This window comes from Thermoleptolyngbya sichuanensis A183, from assembly GCF_013177315.1.
In the GTDB taxonomy this organism is placed as follows: domain Bacteria; phylum Cyanobacteriota; class Cyanobacteriia; order Elainellales; family Elainellaceae; genus Thermoleptolyngbya; species Thermoleptolyngbya sichuanensis.
Genome location: NZ_CP053661.1, coordinates 2,794,796 through 2,813,862, shown reverse-complemented (window position 1 = coordinate 2,813,862; position 19,067 = coordinate 2,794,796). Strand labels below are relative to the sequence as shown.

At 55.2% G+C, this 19,067-nt stretch carries 17 protein-coding genes; 2 read left to right on the top strand and 15 right to left on the bottom strand.

The window, feature by feature from the left end; translation table 11 throughout:
* Positions 1 to 48: 48 nt before the first annotated feature.
* The 13 genes from HPC62_RS11790 to HPC62_RS11730 form a co-directional block, all read right to left on the bottom strand.
* The gene (locus HPC62_RS11790; RefSeq protein WP_172355887.1) at positions 49 to 3,300 is read right to left on the bottom strand and encodes a DUF1156 domain-containing protein; all 3,252 of its coding nucleotides are present in this window, start codon (positions 3,298 to 3,300) and stop codon (positions 49 to 51) included.
* Positions 3,301 to 3,337: 37 nt separating this feature from the next.
* Positions 3,338 to 3,733 carry a type II toxin-antitoxin system VapC family toxin gene (locus tag HPC62_RS11785; protein ID WP_172355885.1) on the bottom strand — a complete coding sequence of 132 codons (396 nt, stop codon included), beginning with the start codon at positions 3,731 to 3,733 and terminating at the stop codon, positions 3,338 to 3,340.
* On the bottom strand, positions 3,730 to 3,963 hold the full coding sequence (locus tag HPC62_RS11780; protein ID WP_172355883.1) for a hypothetical protein: 234 nt from the start codon (positions 3,961 to 3,963) through the stop codon (positions 3,730 to 3,732). Before HPC62_RS11780 ends, HPC62_RS11785 begins: the two co-directional genes overlap by 4 nt.
* A gap of 53 nt (positions 3,964 to 4,016) precedes the next feature.
* On the bottom strand, positions 4,017 to 4,391 hold the full coding sequence (locus HPC62_RS11775) for a GxxExxY protein (protein ID WP_172358913.1): 375 nt from the start codon (positions 4,389 to 4,391) through the stop codon (positions 4,017 to 4,019).
* Positions 4,392 to 4,599: 208 nt separating this feature from the next.
* Entirely contained in the window at positions 4,600 to 5,247 is a 648-nt protein-coding gene (locus HPC62_RS11770; RefSeq protein ID WP_172355881.1) for a Uma2 family endonuclease, read from the bottom strand.
* Positions 5,248 to 5,501: 254 nt separating this feature from the next.
* Complete coding sequence (locus HPC62_RS11765; protein ID WP_172355879.1) at positions 5,502 to 9,152, bottom strand: helicase-related protein; 3,651 nt, start codon at positions 9,150 to 9,152, stop codon at positions 5,502 to 5,504.
* A gap of 264 nt (positions 9,153 to 9,416) precedes the next feature.
* Entirely contained in the window at positions 9,417 to 10,301 is an 885-nt protein-coding gene (locus tag HPC62_RS11760) for a Uma2 family endonuclease (RefSeq protein WP_172355877.1), read from the bottom strand.
* 75 nt (positions 10,302 to 10,376) lie between these two features.
* A complete protein-coding gene (locus HPC62_RS11755; RefSeq protein ID WP_172355875.1) occupies positions 10,377 to 10,868 on the bottom strand; it encodes a hypothetical protein in 492 nt (163 codons plus the stop codon).
* On the bottom strand, positions 10,832 to 12,013 hold the full coding sequence (locus tag HPC62_RS11750) for a CHASE2 domain-containing protein (RefSeq protein ID WP_172355873.1): 1,182 nt from the start codon (positions 12,011 to 12,013) through the stop codon (positions 10,832 to 10,834). The genes HPC62_RS11755 and HPC62_RS11750 overlap by 37 nt, the downstream gene beginning before the upstream one ends.
* Positions 11,988 to 12,188, bottom strand: coding sequence for a hypothetical protein (locus HPC62_RS11745; RefSeq protein ID WP_172355871.1), 201 nt, complete (start codon positions 12,186 to 12,188; stop codon positions 11,988 to 11,990). The genes HPC62_RS11750 and HPC62_RS11745 overlap by 26 nt, the downstream gene beginning before the upstream one ends.
* Positions 12,189 to 12,227: 39 nt before the next feature.
* Positions 12,228 to 12,704 carry a hypothetical protein gene (locus tag HPC62_RS11740; RefSeq protein WP_205369593.1) on the bottom strand — a complete coding sequence of 159 codons (477 nt, stop codon included), beginning with the start codon at positions 12,702 to 12,704 and terminating at the stop codon, positions 12,228 to 12,230.
* Between the two features lie 17 nt (positions 12,705 to 12,721).
* Positions 12,722 to 13,969, bottom strand: coding sequence for a DUF1822 family protein (locus HPC62_RS11735; RefSeq protein ID WP_172355867.1), 1,248 nt, complete (start codon positions 13,967 to 13,969; stop codon positions 12,722 to 12,724).
* 102 nt (positions 13,970 to 14,071) lie between these two features.
* Positions 14,072 to 15,442 carry a hypothetical protein gene (locus HPC62_RS11730; protein WP_172355865.1) on the bottom strand — a complete coding sequence of 457 codons (1,371 nt, stop codon included), beginning with the start codon at positions 15,440 to 15,442 and terminating at the stop codon, positions 14,072 to 14,074.
* 63 nt (positions 15,443 to 15,505) lie between these two features.
* Between HPC62_RS11730 and HPC62_RS11725 the strand changes: the two genes are divergently transcribed.
* Positions 15,506 to 16,569 (top strand): ISKra4 family transposase gene (locus HPC62_RS11725; RefSeq protein WP_172355863.1). Its coding sequence is split into 2 segments (ribosomal slippage): positions 15,506 to 15,662 and positions 15,662 to 16,569, totalling 1,065 coding nucleotides; the frame shifts between segments, so codons are not numbered across the junction.
* On the opposite strand, the gene HPC62_RS11720 is transcribed toward HPC62_RS11725, so the two are convergent.
* Positions 16,547 to 16,747, bottom strand: coding sequence for a hypothetical protein (locus HPC62_RS11720; protein WP_172355861.1), 201 nt, complete (start codon positions 16,745 to 16,747; stop codon positions 16,547 to 16,549). The two genes, HPC62_RS11725 and HPC62_RS11720, sit on opposite strands and share 23 nt — an antisense overlap.
* A 313-nt stretch (positions 16,748 to 17,060) precedes the next feature.
* Here HPC62_RS11720 and HPC62_RS11715 point away from each other — a divergent pair, with 313 nt between their 5' ends.
* The gene (locus tag HPC62_RS11715; RefSeq protein ID WP_172355859.1) at positions 17,061 to 17,513 is read left to right on the top strand and encodes a hypothetical protein; all 453 of its coding nucleotides are present in this window, start codon (positions 17,061 to 17,063) and stop codon (positions 17,511 to 17,513) included.
* A gap of 97 nt (positions 17,514 to 17,610) precedes the next feature.
* Here HPC62_RS11715 and HPC62_RS11710 read toward each other — a convergent pair whose 3' ends face one another.
* On the bottom strand, positions 17,611 to 18,924 hold the full coding sequence (locus HPC62_RS11710) for an NF041680 family putative transposase (RefSeq protein ID WP_172353244.1): 1,314 nt from the start codon (positions 18,922 to 18,924) through the stop codon (positions 17,611 to 17,613).
* Positions 18,925 to 19,067 lie beyond the last annotated feature (143 nt).

Below are 19,067 nucleotides of genomic sequence, written 5' to 3'. Positions count from 1 at the left end.
GGATCTTTATCTGTATCTTTATACTTTGCTGCACCCTGGTGGCCAGGCCTACAGCAGCCGCGTTTGCACGGAGTCGCTCGCCTGTAGGGCTGAGGCGAGGCGGCTGATTTCGGGCCAGGCAACCACGAGACTATTGTAGGCGACGGCTTCTTGGCTCCAGCCCTTGCGATCGCACAGGCTATAGAGCCGATAGGCCAGGTCGCGACACACGGCCACCGCATCGCCCTGGGTGGCGGAGAGTGTTGCCAACAGCGTCGCTGCACCCTGTTCTCCCTCGTTGGTCAGTGCCCGAATCAGGTGTTGCATCATCTCCCAATGGGGCATTCGCTGATCGGTGGCGGGGTTCCAGCCGGGGGGCAAGTCTTCGCGTTTGAGCAGCTGCACCTTGCCCGCCTTCGCTTCTAGAATGCCCGCCTCCACCATGCCACTCACACTGGTATTGCGGGCTTTGCTGAGGGTTTCGGCGGTGCCATAGTCGCCGGGGTGAAACTGGTGTTGCTCAAACCAGGTGAGGGCCCAGCGGGTGTCGTTGTCAAATTCGCCTTCTTGTTCAGTGAGGTATTCGTCGAGGTATTGGTTAATTAATTGCAGGGCAGTGCGGACGGGCATCGGGGAGCCATCGCTTTCCAAGATTGCCCCATAGCGAGAATAGACCATCATGCCAGGGCCAATGCTAGCTTGGGCGAGGTCTACAGGGGCGATGTTGCCCTGCTGCAAGAGTTTAAGCGCCGCTGGCAGTTCGCGTTTGAGTTCGCTGAGGAATTGGCGACGGGTGATTTTGGGCGCATCGGCGGGGCGGGGGCGACAGACGAGGACGATGGATGATGCGAGGGCGTTAGTGCCGGATGCGACCATGCGGTTACTGAGTTCGCTCCGCATGGGCCAGGTGCCATCAATGGTGAAATCGGCTTTGATCAAGCCTTCTAGCATCGTTTCCCATCCGGTAGAAGCAATGGATTCATCGCTTTTGCCTTTTTGATCTGTTTCTGCTTGCTTGAAGGCGTAGTAAACCGTTAGCGGATAATCCGCATGGGAGATTTCGTGCATTCGATTGAAGGCTTTGCCGAGTCCTGCTTCAAAGAATGCTTGAGCTTTTTGTTTGCTGCCATCAAAGCGATAGGGGGTAGCGACGAGTTCTTGAGCTTTAGGGACTAGGAGCGTGCTGCAAATGGTGGGATAAATGGAACTGAGGGAGCGCCGCAGCCAGACATAGAAAAAATCTGCTAGGTCTGCGTAACTGATGTTGTCGTAATAGGGCGGGTCGGTGGAGATGAGTTTGGGGGTGGGGTCGTGGGGGTGGGGGGCAGTTGCGTCGTGTTGGGTAGCGTGTCCGTTAGTGAAGCTAGAAGATTTTTCAACTACTTTCCAAACCCAATCAATACACGCCATCCAATTGCCAGTTGATTCACTGAAAGGACAGCACTCGGCATAATCCCAGACCATTGGAATAGCTTGGCGACCAAAAGTATTTCTCATTTTTTCGCCTGAAGAATGCCAGCTACAAAGCCCTGACCAATAATCACTAGCTTTATCGACAGCAAACGCCAAATAAGTCCCGATCGCCTCTCCATAGGCTCTCGCCCCGGTACCGCCATCATTCAACGGCACATCATCATCCGGTAAGCCAGCGGCGATCGCATCCTGAGTCGCCCGTTCCCGTGCTTCCCCCACCAAATTGCTGAAGGTGGTCAGGGCGACCAGTTGCCGGGGGGTAAAGAGGTCGCCATAGGTTGGCAACCCATAAATTTGAGGGCGAATATCACGAGTATTATCAGGAAGTTCTGCCTCTGGCTTCCAAGTTGGCTGTGCTGAATTGGCAACTTCCACATGGTACTCATCAGGCGAAAGATAAACCCTGCCCGATTTACCCTCAGCAACGATCGCCATCATTTGCTGCCCCATGCGTCCGGCGCGGCCTTCCTGGCGCACATACTCCAGCGGCACAGGCGTTTCGCAGGCGATGCAGCGTGCCCCTTTGCGATCTACCGTGTCTTCTGGGGCTTTGCCCTGGCCTGATTTGACGATGAACCGGATTTTGGGAACCACAGAGGCACAGAGATCACGGAGATTCTCTGTGTCCTCCGTGTCTCCGTGGTTTTTATTCACCACAGTGTCTCCGTGGTTTTTATTCACCACAGAGGCACAGAGATCACGGAGATTCTCTGTGTCCTCCGTGTCTCCGTGGTTTTTATTCACCACAGTGTCTCCGTGGTTTTTATTCACCACAGAGGCACAGAGATCACGGAGATTCTCTGTGTCCTCCGTGTCTCCGTGGTTTTTATTCACCACAGTGTCTCCGTGGTTCCTATCCTCCACGATCGGCTCTACCCAAGCCTCCTTCCCCTTCTTCGTCGAAAGCTGAAACGATCGCACCAGCGGCATCGCACACCCACAGGCCGGGTTGGGACAGGTCACCGTCCGCGCCCACAGCCATGCAATCACCGTCGCCTCTGTGCCCTCCGTGTCTCCGTGGTTTCTATTCACCACAGAGGCACAGAGATCACGGAGGTTTTCTTTCTCTGTGTCCTCCGTGCCTCCGTGGTTCCCAATCCTCACCTTCGGGTAAAGATACCCAATCTGCTCAAACGCCCGCTCCCGCATCCAGGCCCCATAAAACCGCACATCCGCCGCCAACCCCTGCGCCCCCCGCCACGATGAAATACTTTTCTTAGCGCGATCTTCAGGATTGACCGGGGATTTATCCTTAAACTTCGGCGGAATCTCAATCAACGCCTTATTGATCAACACCGCCACTGGGTTCAAATCACTGGCGTGAGCCTCCAGCCCCAAGCGCTGTGCTTCCAACGGAATTGATCCACCCCCCGAAAACGGGTCATAGGCAGGGGGTGCATACTTCACAATGTAGGCTCTGACCGCATCGGGTTTTGTTGGCGGTTCCTCACCCCGTTCCCAAGCCAAGCACCGGGCAATCTCCCGTTGAGCCGCCTCCAGCACCCCAGAGTTGGGATCATTCACGTCATCCCACGACACCAACCCCCGCACCACTTGCTTCGTGTTGCCCTTCTTATCCGTTTCCGTCTCAATCCGTCCCAAAATATTGAATAGCCGCTGCCGTTCCCGCATCTGGTCTGCCTCGCTGGGGAATTTGTCGGGCCAGCTACCCGGATCATCCACGAGCGAAGCCCATAGGACGGCACGACAGGCGGCCAGGGGACGGCGTGCCCACCAGAGATGCAGGGTGCTGGGGTGCCCGTGGCGGATCGATTTCTCACGGGCCGATTCGAGGTTGATGGCTTCTAGGGGCAAAGCGACTTCGATCAGTTTTTTGCGATGGGGCATAGTAGGAACCACAGAGACACAGAGGGCACGGAGAGTATCAAAACTCTGTCAGAATTTGAACATGGGGATAATTGACGATTTTGGTGTCAACTGTGAGCAGTGGACAGGCATGGACTTGGGCGGTTGCCACAATGATTTGATCCGCTGGATCATTGTGAAATCCTTCTAGTTGGGTCGCTTTCACCACAATCGGTAACGTCAACCCCAGCAATCGTACTCCAGGATAGGCCAATGCCATCTCCATCCATCGATCAATCGTTTCTGGCAAAACTAATCGCTGTTTCTCAACCAGCTTCGCAACTTCCCAGCAACTAAAGATACTTACCCCTAGCCCCTCCGATCGATATTGCTGGAGCCACTGTTCGTGTTGCTGGTTCAGCCTGCTATCTTTTTGCACACACCAAATCCAGATGTGTGTGTCTAGCGCAATCACTTCAAAACCTCCCAATCTTCCGCAGGTACGGCAGGTTCAAACGGATCATCGTAGCGATAAGGTTGTTTTCCCTGAAGAGGATACTCGGTTTGTCGGGGTGGGGATGCTGACTGTTCCTTTGACTGCTCTAGGATAATGATTTCTACGGTATCCCCGGCATGGAAGGGTAATCCTTTCAGGATGAGAGTGCCGTCCTCGATTAGGGTTGCTGCTAGCTTATAGGCATTCATAAATTTAACTCCTGAATAATAAATAACCACAGAGACACGGCAGGCACGGAGGGTTAGCCATTGAGGAGGCGTTTGATGCCGTGTTTGAGGATGGGGACGTTGAAGTTGATCAGGAGGCCAAGGCGGAGTTGACGGAGTTTGAGGTAGGTCAAAAGCTGGGCTTCGTGGATGGGTAAGAGGGTTTCAACGGCTTTTAATTCTACGATGACCCGATTCTCGACCAGGAGATCTAAACGGTAGCCACACTCTAACTGTAATCCTTTGTAAATGACAGGTTGCGGGATTTGTTGCTCAATCTGAACCCCCCGCTGGCGCAATTCATGCACCAAACACGCTTCATACACCGATTCCAGTAACCCGGGCCCCAACTCTCGATGAACGGCGATCGCTGCCCCAATCACCTGTCCCGATATTTCATCCAACTCCATCTCCATGCCCTCCGTGCCTCCGTGGTTCACTCTCAGAATTCACCACAGAGACACAGAGATCACAGAGATTTCCTTCCTCCGTGCCCTCCGTGCCTCCGTGGTCTAATTCCAGAATTCACCACAGAGACACAGAGATCACAGAGTTATTTCTCCGTGCCCTCCGTGCCTCCGTGGTCTAATTCCAGAATTCACCACAGAGACACAGAGATCACAGAGGTTTCATTTGTTGTTGAACCCAATCCCGAAATGCACGCATAGCAACCGTTCTCCCCTGCGTCTTACTCATCTCTAAGTAATGAGGAATCGCCTCCTGCAACGCCATCCCCGGAAACTGCAAGCTCTCAGAGGATAAAGAATAGGTTTCTCCCTGTAACACATACATTTCCAGAGCCTCGCTATCGTAGCGCCAGAGTTCTGGCACTCTCAATTTTTCATAGTTACCCAGGCGAGTGCGGGCTGTGATATCAATCTCGATGACTAGGTCTGGGGGAGGATCAACTCCTAAATCAATTCGTTTTTTGCCCCGAATGGCTGCTTCGTGTTGGATATAAAAACATTCATCAGGTTCTACAGCTTGATCCATCTGCTCATGCTTAAACGTCGTCGATCCGAGGTTCCGAAACTCCCTCCCTTGCTCCTCTAAGAGAATCTTAACGAAATCGCTGATGATGACTTTATCATCCTCATGTTCGGGCAGAGGCGTCATAAGTTCCAATAAACCACTGCTGTAAGAGATGCGAACCGCTCGATGCTCACCCAGTTCCTCCAAAATTTGCTCCAATTCTGACCAAGACACATCTCGCAACAAAACTTGGTGACCGGGCGGCACAACCCAACGCTTCAGTTCCAACAGCATGGCATCCACCCTCCTCCCGAAAACGCTCTATCAACAGAACCCACCCAAAATTATCCTGTCCTCCGTGTCCTCCGTGCCTCCGTGGTTTATTCTCAAAATTCACCACAGAGACACAGAGGTCACAGCGATTTACTTCCTCCGTGGTTTACTCTCAAAATTCACCACAGAGACACAGAGGTCACAGCGATTTACTTCCTCCGTGTCCTCTGTGCCTCCGTGGTTCACTCTCAAAATTCACCACAGAGACACAGAGATCACAGAGGTTTCTCCCCCCTTTCCCACAACTCCCGCCATTCATAGTTCACACTACTCGCTCCGAAGTCTGGTTCTCGTTGAAACGGGTGCCTCACATAGCGTACAATACAACCGTTATCGCCCGCGTTGTAGCTCCCTTTTGACGTGGCCACCTTAAATGCATCTCCTTCAGGGAAGTCGGCTGATCTGGGCACTTGTACTAGGGCTAGCACAAAAGTTTCTGGCTTGTTGAGGGCAGTCAAAATTTCGTTTTTGGTCACAGTGACGGTTTCTGCTCCTTCAATGCGTCCTTTCACTTCAATAAACCGGATGCGGCTGGGCTGATCTGCGATCGCTGGCACGCGAGACTCAATGTCGTAGCCACACTTCTCCTGGCTCACATCTCGTGGTTCGTGCCCCAACGCTCGCTCTGCTGCTATGACTGCCTGCATCGCCAGTTGCTCTACTCGCTGCGTCTCTCTGGCAAACAACTCTGCTGCTGACTGCCGCTTGCCCTGTAGTCGCTGCAACAAGCCAATCGGGACGATCAATGCTCCCCCCACGACGACGGGCGGCAGAGGCGAGAGCTTGCGCTCCTGTTCCAATTCTGTCAATCGTCTTTGCAGTCGAGACTCCAGCTCATCGGCTCTCGCTCTCGCTTTGGTGGAGTTAATCTTGGCATTCACCTTACCTGCCGCCTCTTGTTGTTTCAAGCGTTCTGCCTGCTGATCCCAGTAATAAATCTCTTGAGTCAGCCGCTCTTCCACAGCCCGAATGGTTTTGTCAATGAGTTTTTCCTTGTGTTCTCGGACATCCTGGAGATGTTGGGGAACCAAGTGCGTAATAGCGTAGGTGGTGGCTTGGGTTTCGAGATTGGAACCACAGAGGCGCAGAGGACACAGAGGAGCTTGAGTTTCTAGGAGGGTGCGCTCATCGGGGGTGAGGGGGCGGTAATCCAGGTAAGGCGCATACCCTGCATTCCTCACTTCCAATTCTCTGTGCTTTCCGTGCCTCTGTGGTGCCAAAATCTCCACATACTGCATTCGCCTTGACACCACTCGCCGCTTGCCGCTGCTATCAGTTCTGGCATCCTGAATCGAATGCTCTAGATACACTAGCACCCGCACCTGCTCACCAAAATCATTCTCATCCACCAGCATCGCCCCCCGCTTCAGCAAATCTTGATGCTGCTCAAGGGTTATCTTGATGACAACCTCCAGCAGCGGATGTCCCGGGCAAATAAAAGCAGCAGTTGGCTTCCCCGGAACGTTAATCAGTTCCTTCTCGAAACAAATCCGCTCGTAGCGCCGCAGAATCGGCTCTCTGCCAATCTGCCATTCGCGGCTACGAAGCAGGGCTGGCACGTAGGTAATCTCATATCGTCCAGGTTCCCGCGGCCGAACTGTGCCCCCTAGTCGAGCCAATGCCTCCAAGAAAAAGGACGCAATAAAGTGGGGTTGGAGTCGCCGTGCCTCGGCCCGTTCCACCTCTTCCCGAATCTGCTGCACTTTGGAGGCATCCATGATGTCTCGCGCTAAGGCCCGTTCTTCGAGCAATTCACGCAAGCGTTGCTGATCTAGACGGTCGGCCAAAACTTGATGCAGCTTGGCTCGAACGTCGGGGCGATCGCCATAGCGGATTGCCTCAATCAACAGCTCACGCAATTCCTTCCCAGCGATCGCCTTACCCAACACATCAAACACTTTGCCGCCCAATGCCTTCTCTTCCAGATCCAGCTTTCGCAACAGCGTCAGATACACATCTCCCTCGCGGGTTTGCTCCGCCACCAAATTCCAGAGATGGCAGACCTCCGTTTGCCCAATCCGGTGAATCCGTCCAAACCGCTGCTCTAGCCGGTTGGGGTTCCAGGGCAAGTCATAGTTCACCATCAGATGCGCCCGTTGCAGATTAATCCCCTCACCCGCTGCATCCGTCGCAATTAAGACCTGCACCGCAGCATCCTGCTTAAACGCCTCCTCCGCCTGCTTGCGCAACTCCCGACCCATGCCGCCGTGAATCGTGACCACGGCCTCAGTCCGTCCCAGCAGGGTAGTAATTTGGTTAGCCAAATAGTTGAGGGTATCTCGATGTTCGGTAAAGATTACCAGTTTGCGGGATGAACCACAGAGATACAGAGACCACAGAGTTTCTTCTCCGTGCTCTCTGTGCCTCTGTGGTGCAAAGATCGCCTGAATCACCCGCGACAACTCCTCCCACTTGCGATCGCGCCCACTCCGCCGCACCCGCAGTGCTAGGTTTTCGAGGTCCTTTAACCGTTCAATCTCAGTTTGCAGTTCAGCAATCGTGCGAGCTGCCGTGGCCTGATCCACCACCTCTTCTTCAGACACTTCCCACTCGTCTGCCGTCAAATCTTCCTCGTCTAATTCACCACGGAGACACAGAGACCACAGAGTTCCTTCTCCGTGCCCTCCGTGCCTCTGTGGTTCCCCTCTCTCTTCTTTTAATCGTTGCTCCAGCCGTTCCCTTCTTCGCCGCAACGACTGATAAATTGCCTCCGGCGAAGATGCCAGCCGTCGTTGCAAAATGGTCAACGCAAATCCAACAGTTCCTCTACGCCCATTGTTCTCCAGTGCATCTGCCCGATTGAACTCTTCTCGCACATATTCCGTGACCTTGTGATAAAGCTGCTGCTCCAGGTCAGATAAACTGTAGGTCACCGTATAGGCTTTGCGCTCTGGAAAAAGCGGCTTTCCATCAAACTTGAGCAAGTCTTCTTTCACCAATCGCCGCATCAAGTCCGATGCATCAGTTGGTTTAGCACCGTTACGAAATCGTCCCTCAAAGCGATCGCCATCTAGCAGCGCCATAAAAAGCTGAAAATCTTCTTCTCTGCCATTGTGTGGCGTTGCCGTCAGCAGCAAAAAATGGCGAGTGATCTGGCTCAGTTTTTTACCTAGCTTGTAGCGTTTCGTCTCTTTAACCTCTCCCCCAAAAAACGAAGCCGACAGCTTGTGCGCCTCGTCTACCACAATCAGATCCCAATCGGTCTGCTGGAGCTTGATCTGCAAGTCATCATTGCGACTGAGCTGATCAAGCCGGGCAATGAGGAGGGGAATTTCAGTAAAAACATTGCCGGTTCGCGCAGCCTCGATGCGATCGCTTGTGAGGATCTCAAAGGGCAAATGGAACTTTTGGAACAATTCATCCTGCCACTGTACTGCCAAACTTCCTGGACAAACCACTAAGCAGCGGTGTAAGTTCCCCCGAATCAGAAACTCTCGCATCAACAACCCAGTCATGATGGTCTTGCCAGCCCCAGGGTCGTCTGCCAGCAAAAATCGGAGCGGCTGCTGGGGTAGCATCTCCCCATAGACTGCCGTAATCTGATGAGGCAGGGGTTCCACAAGCGACGTATGGACGGCCAGCAGCGGATCAAACAAATGGGCCAGCCGAATCCGATGCGCTTCCGACACCAGCCGCAGCATAGCACCATCACCATCGAAACTCCAGGGCTGCCCAGCCGTAACAATTTCTAAGTCAGGCTCGCGATCGCGCCACAATAGCTCATTGCCCAAATTGCCACTGGCATCCCTATAAACCAGTTCAACCACAGCCTCGCTATGCCAGGTGACATCCACAACAGTGACCAAGGCATGGGGCAAAATGCCTTTCACAGCTATGCCACGAACCAAATCCTCAAGCCGAGCCATACAGTAGCGCTCCTGGAACTAGAGATATTTCCCCGCTCATATTTCCCTGCATAACCTGCATAATTTATAGCCGGCATTTACTGGAATTGCCCGCTACACTCCATCATCGACTTGGCTTGCTCTTGGTTAGCAATTTGCGATCGCCCCTCGTTTTTTCTGATTGCTTCAGACAAAATTTCTAGCTCAAATTTCTGGCTCAACGTCCAGCATAAGCAATCACGGCTTGCTCGCTCAGTTCACCAAGCAGTGGGACTGTATTGAGCTTTAACCCCAAAGCTGATTCACTTGTTCGGTCGAGAGGCCCAGCAACTCTGCCACTTGGGCAGGGGGCATACCAGTCGCCAAAAGATTTCGGGCCGCTTGCAGCAGTTGAGCTTGCGCCCGCTCTTTTTCCTGCTGCTCTCGTTCAGTATCCGTCAAGTACCAATCACCGTCTGCATCACACCACCGCAGCCAGCAGCTTGAGATCCCCTCGAAGGACCCCTCCCATAGCCCCAAGCCAATCTGCAAATCCTCCAGCCAGACCTGCGGAGGGGTCGGATTGAGGGGCTGCTCCCGGTAGCGACCGCCTGCCCATTGAAAATAGCGGAGTTGACGGGTTTGTCGGCTATAGGTCAGATAATGGGGCACCCGGAGATACTGCTCGTAGACCTGAAACTTGGTCGGCGGTGAGTTGTCCCGATAGGGCTGGGAAGACGGCGACGTTGCCGCTTCTACACCTGCTTCAATCGCATCTTCAGCCCGATAAAAGCGCCCCAAATCTTCTGGCTCGGTTCCGGGCGACAGCAATTCAATCGCCACATGGGGATTCCGCCCTTCTTGCCAGGTGACGTAACTGCGGCGAAAGTCTTGTCCAGCATAGAGGCGAGGAACCCCCACGGCCAAAAACCAGTCTGGGCGCTTGTACCAGAGGGGATGATGGACATCGTAGTACAGGTTGAGGTCAGCCCCGGCAAACCACTGGTCGCGGGGATAGTCGGCCAAAGATAGGGTGCGGCTCAACAACTGGGGCTGGAGGTCGTGAAATTCGTCGGGCAAGCCGGGTTCCCCAATCACTTCGCTGGGCAAATCATACATGGTGGGCAGCGTCTCGCAGGGCGGGCGAGGTGGCTCAGTTTGGGGAACGGCATGGCCAGTGGGGAAGCTCATGGAGGAAGACTCGAGTGGAGTGATTCACAGCCCCATTGTATTCAAATGTATTCAAACCTGGGCTGATGAGCCGTGCTAACGACGGCGCGATGACCAGAGCCAGGGTATGGCGTAGATCCATACGGTGACGGCAGGCAGCACAATCGGCAGGGCGATCGCCCAGGCAGATACGAACAGTTGCAGGCTGGCCAGGGCATAGAGCGCGGTGCCGCCCGTCAAGGCCAGCAGTCCCCGGCGGCGGTTGGGCAATGGTGGCCCTAGCAAACCGAGGGTCAGCTTAGTGGCGATCGCCGCTGTCAGAATCATCCAGGCATCGGGAATGGGCGTGGCAAAGCGTCCAGTGAGGAAATGCTGGAACAGATAAGCGTGCATCTCCCCAGCAGGCAGAGTGTCTCGCAAATCAGGCGGATTTTGCTGATGTCGCCAATAGCGCAGCGCCTGCGGCAGGGCCAGGTTATCTTGCCCCGGCTCCAGGCCCGCTTCGTCATAGCCACCGGGCACGATCATCACCGCCGATTCAAACACGCGCTTTAGCACATCGGGTGGGTTGGGTCGAACACTTGCCAAGCTGGAACTTTCTGAAACATCCGGTCGGGCGGCAGCGAAAAATCCACGATCGGATGGAGCCACATCTGCTGCACGTCGTAGCCCAGACGGGTCAGCAAGCCGGGGCGAATCGAGGTCGGTGGTGGCCGTTTGGGATACCACTGCGCCTGCGCCAGCCGCGCCACCTGATAGGAAAATGGCGGCACTGCGCCCAGTTCACCCGATAGCTCAAGGGGAGCATGGTAGACCTGCGCGTTCGGCTCTCCATAGAGGTCGGCATCGCCCGCCAGCGCCCAGTTGGGATGCAGGAACATTGCCATCGGGCGAAGCCAGTGGTTTGCTTGGGTATCGTAGCTACTGCTCAGCACAAACCGCGTACCGTATTGACGCTGGGCTGTCTGCAATGCCGCCGTAAGCTGGGTATCTTGGACTGGCTGCGGCTGATCGAGTAAGTAATCAATGCCGATAACCTTCGCTTCGAGGGCCGACAGGCGTTCTACCAACTGAGCCAGATAAGCCCGATCCATCGGCCAGGGAGTCTGCAAACCTGCCCGCCGCACAGATTCAGGATCAATCTGCACCATCAGCACGGGCGGCGCTCCGGTGGCAACTTGCCGTGTGATATTGCGGTACTGGGCCTGCACGAGCAGCCGTTGCCCTAGCAGCCAGTCCTGCATGGATGGGAATAGACTTAGCCCGATCAACCCTGCCACAGCCATGAACTCATGTAGCTTTGGCCGGAGGCGCGGCGGTGCAGGCAGGGTGTAGGGCTGCGTCGCGGGATGGCAGAAAAAAGAGGGCACCAGATGGGCCGACGGGTAGGTGATATTCTGCTCGGCTCGCAGGGTGTGTGTTGCCTGCACGAGGGACTGATGCACATCGAGCCGCTGGGTGAGTCCTTGCAGGAATTGTATTAGGAATGCCTGGGCGACGCGGTTATGAATCGGTTCGCGCATCACGGCGACTTGGCTAAACCCCAGGTCTAGCAGCGAATTGGCAATGTCCAACCCCTTGCACGAGTTGAACAGGGCAAACTGGAGTCCCCGATCGATGGCGATCGCCAACTGTGGTGCGATCGCGCTAATGGTCATAAACGTCTTGGGCGCAATGCCCAGCTCGCCTCCGGCCAGCGGCGCTTCGTTAGTGCGATCGCAGCAGTCGCTCATCCGTCTGCAAATCCAGCCGTTCGTCATGCCCCACGATGACCAGAATGCGGGCGCGGCGGCGCAGCTTTGGGGGACTGGTGGGACGGCGTAGATTAGCGGCAACTCGCACAATCCGCAGCGGCGGCCCGGCAAACTCAGTGCCTAGTTCCCAAGCTTCCCAGGGAAACCGAGCCAAATCGGTGGGGTCGCAGGTCAGATACAGGTTTATTGGAGACTAATTTGGGGAAGCTGCGGACTGAGCCGCTTGGGCGATCGCCGCCCGAATGTCGTACAGTTCCTCCCGCCGCAGCCAGCGGTTAAACTCGTGCAGCAGTTGCGCTTCACGGTTGGCCAGCTCACCCCGCCAGTCGATGGGCGGTGCAGACAAGTTGCCACTGCCGCCACTCCTGCCGCGCAGTGAATCAGAGAATGAGTCAGAGTTAGACCCACCGGACCAGTCAGATAAGTTGGACGATTCAGGCTCCGCAGACTTGGGCTGCATTTCTTCTGAAGTCTTGGTCAGCGGCAGATGAACACTCCGGTAGAAGTGGAGATACTGCGTTTGCCAGCGAGTCAATAGCTGCCCCAATTCTGCCGGAAACTCTAGGGTGCGCGAGGTGCGCTGTCCCTGCCCCCAGGACACCTCAAACCAACAGGACGACCCGACCTGCTGCACACGGAGATGAATCGGCGCTGGCGATGTTCTGTTCAACGATCTGTTCAACGCCCTCACTCCTGCACAAAGCGAAAGGGTGGCAGCGTTGTAGATGCCCCATTGGTTAGCCGAATCGTTGCCCAAAACTGCTCATTCAAATTACCCAACACACAGGCATAGAGATAGTCCTGAGCGGCATCTGTGATGGCGGTTTGCTCCAGCACTAGCACATCATCGTGAATCTCTAGCTGAATGCCCAACGGCAGCGATGCGTTGGGTTGCGCTCCCAAAAACAGCAGCAAACCCCAGGTGGGTTCCCCGTCCATCACCGTTTCCCAGGTAACGACGTAAAGCCGCAGCGGCAGTCCCTCCCACTCAAAATTGCGGTAGGCCCCCCGCGCATCGGCGGGCAGTTGCAAATCGCTGCGCTGGATAAATTCAGTTAGCAGTGCGTCGAACGGCTCCACAGGAGAGGCGGGCAAGGAGCTACTCCGCAGCCCCGGACTGAGTGCAGGCGGCGGCAATAGCACCCAAGATAGCTCCTGCGCCAATTCGTCTAACTGATGATTCAGCCACCGCCCAACGTTGATGGCCCGCTGCGTCAGCCCTTGCAAAGGAGAAGTAATGTAGGGCGCGGCAGGTGGTGCGACGCGCTGGGCGGTGCGGAGTGCTATCGCCTCTGGTTCCACACACCGCAACAATAGCAGCAATGACTCTGGCTGCGGGTCAAACCAGGCCAGGGGGACGCTGTAGTGATGGTCGTCGTCCAGAGCTAGCGCCGCGGTTTGCTGATGTTGAATCAATTGATCTTGTCGCAAATGACCATAGACCCGAACTTGATCGATGTCTTCTAGAACTTCCATAAGCACGAAAAAATGAGGGAGATTGTCTGATGAATTGGATGAGTCTAGGATGCGCTGCGGCAGGGCGATCGCCCCGTCTTGAAATACTTCAGTGACCGTTAGATACAGCCGAAAATCACCAACTCGAACCCATCGCAGCGAGTCTATTTGCTCACTTGCAGGAACACCTTCTAGCCTCCTGATAGGAATACTATCGATCTCCCTGGGTTCAAATCCAGACAGCCAGTCATTCCGCAGGTCTAGTTCTGGTGCGTGTTTCTCAATCCATTGGGCAAAGCCAACGAGCGCCAGCGCGTCCAAGTAGGTTTGCCACTGCTGCGCTTCGGTGGGCAGGGACGGACTGAGGACATGGCTGAGGGCGATCGCCCAGTCGATGTGTTCTGGCGTGAGGATCAGTGCGTCGGGTTTGAGGAAGTGCCCCAACAGGTCTGAATCAGAATCAATGATGTAGTAGGTCATGGTGAGTTCAGAGTAAGAATAAGTTGAGAGTCGCGCTCGATGCGCCAAACCTGAAACTGAGGATGCAACTGACGATGGATGAGCCAGGCATCGCGGATTTGCCTAGAGGGATAGCGTGTGCAGATAATGGCAGAGCCGATCGGCAAACACCTGCTTGAGCGGCGCTTGGGGTATGCAGGGATGTTCTGGCATCTCATTGGCATCGTGCTTGGATTGACCGCTAAAGCTCGATGCCCGATCCGCGTCCAGCACTTTATCGACTTCTGCACCCAGCAGTTCATCCAGCTTGCGATCCAGTTCTTGCACACGCTCAATCGGGTCAGTCTTGGACAGCGCCCACTCTCGCAGGCGATCGCCCAATCCTTGCAGCATGTGATGGCGCACCGCCGCCCGCAGTCCGTCCAAATCGAGCAGGCGCGACACCTGATATTGCTTGCTCAGTCCTACTTGGGGCGCAATCTTGGCCATCGGCCACTGCTGGCAATAGGTTAGGCACAGACCCCGCAGAAACTCAGCAGTGGTCGGCTTCCGTTTTTTGCGGTGGTGCGCCAGGTGACTGCTGACGCTCTGGGCGATGGAAGATTCTAGGCAGTGTTGAAATGCTTGGCGATAACGCTGCAAGAACTGCTGCATGGGCGGGTTTTCTGGATCATCGTCTAAATCGCCGCCAAGATCACCGCCAAGCTCGCCGCCAGCGCCGCGGCCCATGCTGATTTGGTAGTCAAGCTGGTCGGGCATTTCTGATTGGTCAAAGGACACCATCTGCGGGGCGTGGGCCTGCCGCACTGTTTGTGCCAGGGCCTTCAGCGCCTTTAGCAGTGCTTCGGGCGTGTAGGGCCGAGCCTGTTGGGTTTGCAGCCAGGTGATCATTTCGCTCAGTTGCTCTGCGCTCGGTGGCCCACAGCGGCTGCGAGAGGTGCCGGGTTGCCGCAGGCGGCGATCGCGCCGATAGACCGCATGAAACGCTTCGAGGAGCTGGCAACCTGCCTGCACCGAGCTAGCGGTAGTGGGTACGTTATAAACGCCGCTCAGCAGCGCTGCCAGTCGAGCAGGCGTGAGCTTACCGTCATTCAGCAGCGCCCAGTCGCTAATCAGCCGCACGCCGCAGCTTTCCAAAAATCGGGACAGATCTGGATGGGAGGTCACTCGGCGCTTTGTCCAGGTGCTTAGCTCGGCCTTGTCAGGGTCAAAGCTCTGCAACACTCGGCTGGCAAAGGGCTGGAAGCCTTCGGCAGGCGGGGCCAAGCCATAGGGCTTGGAAACCCCAGCGCGATCGCACTCGACATCATCTAGCACTAGCGGCAGCAAGTCTTGGTGACTGAAGCCTGCCCTGCTGCCAAAATCTTTTGCCAACCCAGCGCAGGCGAGATTGATTTGGTGAGAAATGAAACAGCGCAGGCTGCATTCTGCTAGCGCTGCCTCCGAAGATCCGGGACTATGCTGCAAGATTTGCAACAGGTGACGCGGGAGCATCCCACTTTCGCGAAAACAGTGCGAAGGGTGAGAATGGGAGGGTAGCCCCAGGGATGACTCACCATGACACCTGAAGACCAAAAGCGATTGGAAACTTGTACAGCAGAGATCGCCGAGATTTTGTATCGCAATAGCAACCGAGAGGGGCTCGATAGTCTAGAAGGCATCGAGCAGACTGTACGACGGCAAATGCTAGAGGAGGTGAGCCCTCGAGTTGCCCTTTTTTTGTCAACCAGAAAGCCTACCCCGCCCGAGGCCGGGTTCGCCGATTGAAGAGTTTAGTAGGGGTCCTTGAGATTCGTCAAAGTCAGGCAGAACGGTTAGGCGTAAAGGCTTACAGCCGTCTCAGTGGTGGCCTAGAGAAAGCCAACCTACGCTTAAGTGCCAACGAATCGTTTCAAGATGCAGAGGATGACATCGTAGCCCTGACCGGGATGCGGGTCGGGCACTCGACCCAACAACGTCTGGTGGGGCGTCAGTCGTTCGAGTCTGCCGAGGCTAAACAAGGCGTCAGTGAGGTCAGCATTGATGGCGGCAAAGTCCGTCTGCGTGACCTGCTAGAGTCCGATAGCCCGTGGCGAGACTACAAAGCGGTGCGGGTGGAGGGGATTTATTACAACGCCTTCTTCCAAGACAATGACAGCTTGATTGATTATCTCAGCGCTCAACGCTTGCTCTCCCCACTGGTCTGTCTGGGCGATGGTCACGCTGGGGTGTGGAATCTGTTTGCTCAACTCACCACCGTTGAGACCCGTTGGGAAATCCTCGATTGGTACCATCTCAAAGAAAACCTCTACAAAGTCGGTGGGTCGCTCAAGCGCTTAGCAGCGGCGGAAATGCTGTTATGGCAAGGTCAAGTGGAAGCCGCCAGGGCCCTCTTTGCCGACTGTCGGCGCAAGCAAGCCCGCAATTTTGAAGCCTATCTGAGCACCCATCGCTCTCGCATCGTGAATTATGGGTTCTACCAGGCTGAGCAACTCTGTTCTATTGGATCAGGAGCCGTAGAATCGGCTGTCAAACAGATTGGGCGACGCCTCCAAATTTCGGGTGCTCGCTGGAATACGGCCTCCGTTAATGCCATGTTGAGTCTGCGCTGTGCCTACCTCAATGGACAGCTCGCCAGTTGACTGTTTCATCGAAAGTGGGATGCTCCTGGTGACGCTGGAGAAACGCATTAGAAACGTCTGGCTCCAGACTCGAAAACTGCCCCTTAAAAAAGGCTTTGACAGGGGCAATCTCAGTGACCCGGCGATCGCCGCCTGAGTCGATTCGCACTTGAGTCCAATATCGCTGTGACACGTTCATCAGGAGAATCAGGGCTGAAGGTAAACGACCGCAGATGACAGGCGCTAGCCCAAGCATGGCTGAGAACGCCCATTTCAGCGATCTAACGATCTAATCAGAGTTGCACCAAAAGTGTGCGCGATTTGGGGAAAATCTGCCACTCGCAGCCCACCTAGTGTGCTCACGGCCCGACCTATGCAGGTTCCATCCCCAACCGCTTAACCCCCCAACTGCATACGTCCAGTTTGCCGAAAATAGGTGCCCTCAGCGGGCAGTGAAGCTTGCCCACGGCTAAGCAACCTGGTGACTTTAAAGAAGATTGAGGACTTTTGCAATGAAACGCTTTAACACGATTGGACTCTCTCTGGCTACGCTGTTGATTGCAATCGCGGCTCCGCTCAGCCTACGGCCCCAGTTCAACTCCTTTGAGAAGTTCGAGATACTGCAAGTGGGGCTGGGCACGGCCAGGGCGATCGCCTCCCAGCCGCTCCTCGCGGTGCAGGGAACCCTGGGGGCTGAGCATGAAATCACCCTCTCAAGCGGCAGACGCAATCGCGCTGTTTTCCACCGATTTAGCGGACAAGCGGGGCAGACCGTGGCGATCGCCCTAACCAGCAGCGAATTTAGAACGGTGGTGGCCCTAGTAGATACCAATACCCGGCAAATTATTGACGCAAACCAGGGCCTCCAAAATGATTCCAGCCTGCAACTCCGCCTGCCCTACACTGGCTCCTACGTGGTGATGGTGAGTTCGATGCAGGAAGATGCCCACTTTAGTTTGGACTAACTGGCATCACAATAATGCTCAACAGGATGCCATAAAGAATCTGCTCAACCGTTCATAACAGTTGAACTTAAGGAATTGGATACAATCCTGCTCGCAGTTAAGCTGCTGTTGCAACCGGACTGTTCAGGGATTGTTCGGATGTCTTGCGTTTCGAGGCTCGTTTTTTGACCATCGGATAGCAGGGACGAGGAGTTGGCTTGTGCCCCTTGCCTCGTCCTGGCGATTTACCACGAGGTTTAGGCGCAGGAGCAGGGGTGCCAATCGCTGCCAAAATGCCTGCAAACGCTTGTGCGACCCGACCCGGAGTCAACGTTTCTTGCGGTGCCTGCCAGGGCAAGGGGTGGTCAGTACAGTCCTTTCGCGCTAACCACAACTGCCAACTGAGCAACGGCATCAGGCTGCTCCACTGTTCGGTTGCCGATACAGAACTGAACTGGGGATGTGTCCAATATAGCCTCTGCTTGGCAAAGCGATACCAGTGTTCAATGGCAAAGCGACGGAGGTAGTGCAACCACAGGGTTTCTAACGGAGGCATCTGCTCACCCAGCCAAACTAACCACAAAGGAGCCAAGCGTCGCGTGCTGCTCTGTGTCTCCAGCACCTCCACGCGCAACACTTCCATTGCCCGTTTGGGGGATTTGCGGAAATGGTATGCACTCCAACGACTGACCCGCACTCGTCCCCAGTTGGGATCATCGACTTCAACGGTTTCGACCGGGACACTCCAAGTGTCAGGGTCATTGAGTTTCATCTTATGTCCATGCTTGGCAGGTGCGCCTCGCCCTCGATACGCTGGGGGCGCGCCATAGACACATCGATTGGATGTAACCCGCAGCAGCAAGTCTGCCTCAATCCCTGCCGTTTGGTTGACAAAACTGGCATTGCCGTACCCTCGGTCGTAGATCGCCAACGGACGCACCGCTAACTGCCGAGTCACTTGTTTGAGTTGGAATGCCGCTTTACTGGCGGGTGTTTCAAAGCTGGTGATGCGCTCATGCCGCAATGGTAATGCCCAACTGCCCCTGTCTTCAGCAATCCAGGCTAAGGTACTGTAGTTTTGTCCGGCTATCGGGGCATGTCCTGTTCTGCCCGATAAGGTGCGGTCTTTCAAACGCCTGGCAGCAGGACGGTTCCACCGACTCGCATCACCTGCCAACAACGGTTGCTGCTGAGTCGGTATCTGCTGCACCAACAGCTTCAGCACCTTTGATCGGGGTAGGCGGCTATCGCGCAACGCTTCATAGGTGCTCGACCACTGGCGACGAAAGACAGGACTCTGCGATAGCCTCACAAACGACACGATGCACGCACTCACTAACACGGCATCCATCAGATCAAACAGGGCATCTCTGGCGTTTCCCAAGCTGGCATACAACGTTTGGCGAAATTGCTGAAGTTCGTTGAAAATCATGGGGTCAATGTTGGTTGTACTTCATTGACCTTACGGCAGTCGGTGCTTCTCATTGACTGCCTTCCTCTTCACCATTAGTCCAAACTAAAGTGCCCAGGGTAGCTATCGGCTTACCGTGGTTCCCAGCCGCTAAGATGGCGTTT